This window comes from Methanomassiliicoccus sp. (assembly GCA_012719175.1).
Taxonomy (GTDB): domain Archaea; phylum Thermoplasmatota; class Thermoplasmata; order Methanomassiliicoccales; family Methanomassiliicoccaceae; genus UBA6.
The window spans coordinates 116,496-123,260 of record JAAYAX010000007.1; the positions used below are offsets into that span (position 1 = coordinate 116,496).

The 6,765-nt window shown below is 53.3% G+C and carries 7 protein-coding genes; all 7 read left to right on the forward strand.

The annotated features are described in order from the left end of the window. The first annotated feature begins 88 nt into the window (after positions 1-88). A complete protein-coding gene (locus GXX95_06535) occupies positions 89-922 on the forward strand; it encodes a protein-glutamate O-methyltransferase CheR (protein ID NLT37797.1) in 834 nt (277 codons plus the stop codon). Between the two features lie 400 nt (positions 923-1,322). Further along, positions 1,323-2,300, forward strand: a complete 978-nt coding sequence (locus GXX95_06540) for an ABC transporter ATP-binding protein (protein NLT37798.1) — start codon at positions 1,323-1,325, stop codon at positions 2,298-2,300. Then, positions 2,293-3,081 carry an ABC transporter permease gene (locus GXX95_06545; GenBank protein ID NLT37799.1) on the forward strand — a complete coding sequence of 263 codons (789 nt, stop codon included), beginning with the start codon at positions 2,293-2,295 and terminating at the stop codon, positions 3,079-3,081. The genes GXX95_06540 and GXX95_06545 overlap by 8 nt, the downstream gene beginning before the upstream one ends. Positions 3,082-3,083: 2 nt before the next feature. After that, the gene (locus GXX95_06550) at positions 3,084-3,887 is read left to right on the forward strand and encodes an ABC transporter permease (GenBank protein NLT37800.1); all 804 of its coding nucleotides are present in this window, start codon (positions 3,084-3,086) and stop codon (positions 3,885-3,887) included. Between the two features lie 271 nt (positions 3,888-4,158). Beyond that, a complete protein-coding gene (locus GXX95_06555) occupies positions 4,159-4,860 on the forward strand; it encodes an energy-coupling factor ABC transporter permease (GenBank protein ID NLT37801.1) in 702 nt (233 codons plus the stop codon). Next, positions 4,857-5,219: an energy-coupling factor ABC transporter substrate-binding protein gene (locus GXX95_06560; GenBank protein ID NLT37802.1), complete on the forward strand. Its 363-nt coding sequence runs from the start codon at positions 4,857-4,859 to the stop codon at positions 5,217-5,219. Before GXX95_06555 ends, GXX95_06560 begins: the two co-directional genes overlap by 4 nt. A gap of 331 nt (positions 5,220-5,550) precedes the next feature. Continuing rightward, positions 5,551-6,765, forward strand: a 1,215-nt coding sequence (locus GXX95_06565; protein ID NLT37803.1) for a cobyrinate a,c-diamide synthase, incomplete at its 3' end; no start/stop codon positions are given.

Below are 6,765 nucleotides of genomic sequence, written 5' to 3' on the forward strand. Positions count from 1 at the left end.
GAAAACGATACTGGCCTCTAGGTTTTTATCATCCTTGATTATTAAGAAGCTAATATATTTATTAAATCTATACTAATAATTACTATTGATGTCAGTGGAGAAGTTTTGCACCGATAAGGATTTCATCGCCTTGAAGAACACCATATTCCAGAAGACCTCCTTGGACTGTAACCAATACAAGGACCCATACCTCCAGCGCCGCTTCGGAGTAAGGATGAGAGTTCACGGCCTGCAGAAGTACTCTGATTATTCCTCCCTGATATGCTCGAACAAGGATGAGTGCGAGGAGCTCATGAAGGACCTGACCATCAATGTCACCCAGTTCTTCAGGGACACCTCTGTGTTCAAAGCGATAGAAGATGAGCTTTTCCCTCTCATGATCTACCGGAAGGTGATCAAGAACACTCCTCGGATAAGGATGTGGAGCGCAGGCTGCTCCAGCGGCGAGGAGCCATACTCCATCGCCATCATACTGAGGGAACTGCTGGGAGAGGAGTATGATTCCTTCACTATCTCCATCGTAGGCAGCGACATCGATGAGGAGTGCCTCATGGCCGCGCGTGAGGGTAGGTATATGCCACGCCAGGTTGTCAACGTCCCCAAACCCTACCTCGAAAAATACTTCAGCTTCGATGGCCAGATGTACCAGGTCTGCCCCGAGATATTGGACATGGTGGACTTCAAGAACGTGGACCTGTTCTCCTCCACCGCGGGTACTGGTTACGATGTGATCCTTTGTCGCAACGTGGTCATATACTTCACCAAGGACATGCAGGAACGCCTCTACATGAAGTTCTACAAGGCCCTAAACCCGGATGGATATTTCATTATGGGCAACACCGAGACCCTGGTCGGCGAGGCCACGAGGCACCTGACCTCCATAAAGAGCCGGGAGAGGGTTTACCAGAAGATCGTGACCTAAAACCTGAACCAACACGCATGATGGCCATTTCCTGATATCATATTTTTCCTTGTTCGATCACTGTTCTGAAAATGAGTTAGTACAGCTCAGCAATGTCCTAGGAGCTTGACCTTGTCAATTGACCATCATTTTTTGGATCGTCACGATGGCCGAGGCGATACTAACCTCAGCTGACAAGCCGAGCGAGGACTATCGCCCCGATGAGATCAAGCATACCATTTCGACCACTTTCCCAGTTCAAGCACCATCAACATATGGGATAATTAGTCATATTCGCAAATTGTATAGGTTATATCATCCAATCATTTAATCTTATTTAATATTCATTAATAAAATAGAAATCTGATTACTGTTGGATTTATAGGGTCGGGATAGACCATCGGGCAGAAAGAGGTCATGCATGGGAGATAGAGTTATTGTTGCCGAGGACCTTGTGAAATGCTATCCAAGGACTAACGGTAAATCGGGCCAAAAAAAGGCCTCCAAGCCCGCTGTGGATGGTGTCAGTTTTCAGATATCGAAGGGTCAGATATTCGGTCTTCTCGGCCCTAATGGGGCAGGCAAGACGACGACAATCAAGATGCTGGGAACTCTCCTGATACCGACCTCGGGAGAGGCTACGGTGCTTGACTTTGACGTGGTGAAGGATTTCATGGAGATCAGGAAACGCATCAATATTGTCTCTGGAGGGGACAGAGGCCTTTACTACCGCATCTCCGGACGTCAGAACCTTCGATTCTTCTCAGACCTGTACCGTATCCCGATGAAAGTGAAGGAAGCACGAGTAGAAGAGCTGTTAAGAAAGGTAGGATTGGAAAATGCCGCCGATCAGAGGGTGGAGGAGTACTCCCGAGGCATGAAGCAGAGGCTGCATATCGCGCGGGGTCTGGTCAATGATCCTGACATTCTCTTTCTGGATGAGCCGACGATCGGCCTAGATCCGGAGATATCGAGGGAGGTCAGAGGGATCGTGCGTGACATGTCCAAGGATGGCAAGACCCTGCTTCTTACAACTCATAACATGAGGGAGGCGGAGGATCTCTGCGATGTGATAAATATCATTGTAAGGGGGAAGATAGTCGCCAAGGGCACCATCTCCGACCTGAAGGAAGCGGTCAGGAACAAATCGGTGATAGAAGCTGAGGTACAGAGGATCACCCCCCAGGTCATGGAGGCCATCCACTCAATTGACGGTGTCCTAAATGTCACCTGTTCTTCAGATGCACACAGCTCCATCCTGAGGGTCCAGGTCGCGGATGGTCGGGACATGGTCCTCCCCATCGCGAAAAGATTGGAGGAGTGTCACATCGTCAGGGTCAGTAGGGAGGAACCGACCCTTGAGGATGCTTATCTGAGCATGGTGATGGGTGATGCCTAACCTCCATGCGATCGCGGGGTCTTTCAAGAAACAAGCCCTGGATTTCATTGCTGACCCCCAATGGATCATCCCCAGCATGGTCGCGCCGTTCACGTTCACTTTGGTCACCTTAATGATATTCCCCGAACGTGATGCCTCCATCGTCCTCTATGCGGTGCTGGGAGGAGGCGTGCTGGGCATGTGGAGCAACAGTCTAAGGGCCTCAGGGTTCAGCATCAATTATGATAGGATGGTGGGGACGCTTGAGCCGCTGATGGTGACCCCCACACCTCTCATGGAGGTGATCGCAGGACGGGCGATCTGGAACGCCTTGATCGGACTCCTCAGCTCCTTGCTCGTATTCATACTGGCGGAGGTGGTCTTCCAGACGAGCATCAAGCTCGCCGAGCCCATCCTGTTCTTCATCGCGCTGACGCTCGTCCTCCTATCCCTGTCGACGATAGGGCTCTTTCTAGCCGCTTTCTTTGTTTTCACCCGTGCCTCCTCGGTGCTCACCCAGATATTGGAGCTCCCCATATTCATTGTCAGCGGGGCGATGATCCCCATCAACATGATGCCCACTTGGTCCTGGCCATTGTCCTTCACCTTTGGACCGTTCTGGGGTGTGGATGCCCTCCAGATCTCGGCGGGAGTGACCACTACTAGCCCCATCCCTCTCGGCTACATCGGAGACCTTCTGATGATGCTGTTGATAACGTCTGTCTACCTTGCCGTCACTTGGGTCCTCTTCAAAAAGATGGACAGCAAGGCAAGGGAGAGCGGTTCCCTGGGGAGGTACTGAGAATGGGGTCCATTCAGCAGGAGATCGCAGTTCTGAAAAGTGCATATAGAGTGTCCCTGCTCTCGATGTTCGCTGCGGTCCCATGGTGGTTATGGCTCTTGCAGTTGATCACAATCGGCCTGACCCAGATGCTGTACTTCGTCCTCATGACCGGTGTCGCAGGGGGAACGACCTTGAGCATATCGGAGGTAGCCTTGGGTAATGCCCTGCAAGCGGTCACCTATTCTACGGTGTTCGCTGTGTGCAGCATCCCCGGGGATGAGAAGCACTCAGCCACGTTACCATTATTGATGAACACACCCACCAAGCTGCACTCGGTCATCATAGGCAAATCCCTCTTTCACATCGCAGCCGGAATGATGACGGTGGTAGTCTCCCTCGCATTCGCCGCTCTCGTGTTCGGGGTAAGCTTTGCCCGGGTGGATGTCCTATCTTTGACCATGGTCGTTCTTGTCACGACATATGCCATGACAGGCTTCGGTCTCATGCTGAGCAGCATCGGGATCTACCTGCGCTCTTCCATACTCCTGGCAAGCTTTTTTCTATACATCGGTCTGATTTTTTGTGGGGTCAACTTCCCGGTCTCGCAGCTGCCCTCCTTCCTGCAGCCCATATCGGCGGTCCTCCCGATGACATATGGTGTGCATTCATTGAGGATGGCAATAGAAGGTGCGGCGGTGATCGAAATCGTACAGGACCTTGCGATGATGTTGGTGATCGGGTCGATCATGCTGATTGTCGGTCTCTTGATGCTGAGATTGTTCGAGAGGCTGGCGAGGGTCAAGGGGTCCTTAGAGATGTTCTGAACCTATTCTATCGCACTGATCCAGAGCGCTCTTGGATGTAGCTCCTGCTCTTCCACGGAGACCAGTCCTTGAAAAAATCGAAAAAGTAGCCTGGGCGATGCCATATCGGGAATCCATAGGGGCATCAGCGGGAAAACAAAAAGATATTAAAGGCATCTAGCATTATCGGAGAAGATGGATTATACATCCAACGTAGCTTGATGGTCGGACTTATGGTACTATTTCACCAAATACCGGCACTCAGGCCAGATAGGGATTCAAGGAGGATAATATGCATATAATGGAAGGTTTCTTGCCCGTGGAATGGGCAGTGTTCTGGTTTGCGATCTCCATACCTGTCATTGCTTGGGGATTCCTCAAAATAAGGAGATTGTTCTCGGAAAATCCTGAGCTTAAGATGAGCATCGCCATATCTGGGGCCTTCATCTTCGCACTGTCATCTCTGAAGCTTCCGTCGGTCACAGGATCATCATCACATCCTACAGGGACTGGAGCGTCCACTATTCTGCATGGAGTGGCCGTTACCTCGGTCCTTTCCATAATCGTCCTACTGTTCCAAGCAATACTGCTGGCTCACGGAGGTCTGACCACCCTAGGAGCGAACGTATTCTCCATGGGGATCGCAGGGCCCTTCGTGGGATGGTTAGCATACAAAGGTATGCAGAGGGCGAAGGTGAGTATGTTGCCGACCGTTTTTATTACCGCTTTACTCGCAAACCTTGCGACATATGTTGTCACAGCTCTCCAGCTGGCTCTGGCATATCCTACCGCGGGGAGCGTGATCACCTCGTTCACGACCTTCTTCGAGATATTTGCGGTCACTCAGGTCCCGTTGGCCGTGGCCGAGGGGGTTCTCTTCGCGATGTTCTTCGATTACCTTGCCAGGACCAGGCCCGACCTACTCAAAGGTAAGCTTCACATCAAGGATAAGGTACGGGGGGTCGCCGATAAAACCGTGGAGGCGCGTACATGAAGCCTGTTCACTGGTACATGCTGGGGTTCGCGTTCATTATGGCTATCTGTATATCGGCCTTCATCATATCGCCCAATGCCGAGTTCGGTGGCGCCGATGGACAGGGGGAGGAACAGATCTCAGAAATCGATCCTGATTATCAGCCATGGTTCGAGAGCCTCTGGTCCCCGCCTGGGGAGACCGAGAGCCTGCTTTTCGCCACACAGGCGGCGATAGGCGCTTCCATAATCGGCTGGTTCATCGGGAACGAGCATGGGAAACGGTCAGTCAAAAAGAGCGAGGAGGCATCCCTTGGCAAGGTCGAGGGGAAGCCTGGTAGCCAGGAATTGTCCCCGAGAGCGGGTGGAGGGGAGAATTAGAATCTGGCTTCATGCTCTGCGATAGGCGGTCCATGCAGATCGAAGGGCTTGGAAGGGTAATATTTACGATCACGAGGACAACGAGAACAGGACCATCGACCAAGGTCCCGTCCTGGTCGTTCTCAACCCTATTCTAAAGCCTCCTTTCTCGGCTGGTCGAAAGAATGAGGTAGAAGGGATCGGACAAAGACCTAATGAACAGGTTCGCCTATAAACCGATGATCATGAGAATGAGGGACCTGATGCCGCGCCTTTCCATGTCGATTGGCAGAATGGGAATGGATATCATGAATGGCCATCTCCAGGGAACTGCGTTCTGAAGGTGAGGAACATGAACATACCAAGGATAGTGATAGCTGGGGAGAGGAGCGGAGTAGGGAAATCCACCATCACCGTGGGCATCCTCCTGGCCTTGAAGGCCAGAGGCCTGGAGCCACAGCCGTTCAAGACCGGCCCTGACTTCCTGGACCCCATGCACCACAGCCTGGTCCTGGGAAAGCCCTCGCGCAACTTGGACACCTGGATGTTCAAGGACAAGGTGTTCTCCTCGTTCCTACGAGGCTCCCATGGATCGGACATTTCTGTTATTGAGGGGGTGATGGGACTGTACGATGGCGTTGACGGAAGGTCCGAGGAGGGATCCACATCTCACCTGGCAAAAAGGCTCGGAGCCCCTGTCATCCTCATCGTCGATGCCTCGTCCTCCGCCCGCTCCGCCGGTGCGGTGGCGCTAGGCTTCCGGGAATATGATCCGGGAGTCAACATCGGAGGCGTGATCTTCAACAATGTCGCCGGCCCGCAGCATCTGGATATGGTTCGCGATTCTCTAAGGGGCATGCAGTGCTTGGGCGGCATTCCCCATGACGCCCTGGCCGAGCTGTCGTCCCGCCATCTCGGCCTCGTCCCCGCCACCGAGGATCCCAATATGGAGAGGTATGACCGCATCCAGAGGATGATCGAGGAAAACGTGGACATGGACAGGTTGGTGGATATCGCGCACTCTGCCCCTGACGTGTGCCCGCCAAGGTCCCGAAGAAGGCATACACGGCCACCGCGCTGCCGCATAGGGCTGGCGCAGGACGAGGCGTTCAACTTCTACTATGCGGACAACATAGACAGGCTCAGGTCTCTGGGAGCAGAGGTGGTGCCCTTCTCCCCCATAAGGGACGAGCTCCCGGACGTGGACGGATTGTACTTCGGCGGTGGATACCCCGAGGTCTTCGCACCTCAGCTGGAGGCAGCCTCTGGAATGAGGCATGCGGTGAAGAAGGCCGCCACCTCAGGGATGCCCATCTATGCGGAGTGCGGGGGCATGATGTACTTCTGCGATGCGGTGTCGGACGGCCAGGGTGGCAAAAGGAGGATGTGCGGGGTGTTCGACGCGGAGGTGGAGATGACCGAACGACTTCAGGCCATCGGCTATGTGGAGGTCCGGGCTTTGAAGGACAATGTGCTCAGCAGGAGCGGCTGGGGCACGCGGGGGCATGAGTTCCACTTCTCCAAGGTGAGCTGCCTGGGAGAGAAGGAGTTCGCATACGAGATGCTC

What these genes read in the sequence shown, in the direction of transcription:
- GXX95_06535 (NLT37797.1), top strand. Translation starts at nt 89, where the DNA reads ATGTCAGTGGAGAAGTTTTGCACCGATAAGGATTTCATCGCCTTGAAG.
- GXX95_06540 (NLT37798.1), top strand. Translation starts at nt 1,323, where the DNA reads ATGGGAGATAGAGTTATTGTTGCCGAGGACCTTGTGAAATGCTATCCA.
- GXX95_06545 (NLT37799.1), top strand. Translation starts at nt 2,293, where the DNA reads ATGCCTAACCTCCATGCGATCGCGGGGTCTTTCAAGAAACAAGCCCTG.
- GXX95_06550 (NLT37800.1), top strand. Translation starts at nt 3,084, where the DNA reads ATGGGGTCCATTCAGCAGGAGATCGCAGTTCTGAAAAGTGCATATAGA.
- GXX95_06555 (NLT37801.1), top strand. Translation starts at nt 4,159, where the DNA reads ATGCATATAATGGAAGGTTTCTTGCCCGTGGAATGGGCAGTGTTCTGG.
- GXX95_06560 (NLT37802.1), top strand. Translation starts at nt 4,857, where the DNA reads ATGAAGCCTGTTCACTGGTACATGCTGGGGTTCGCGTTCATTATGGCT.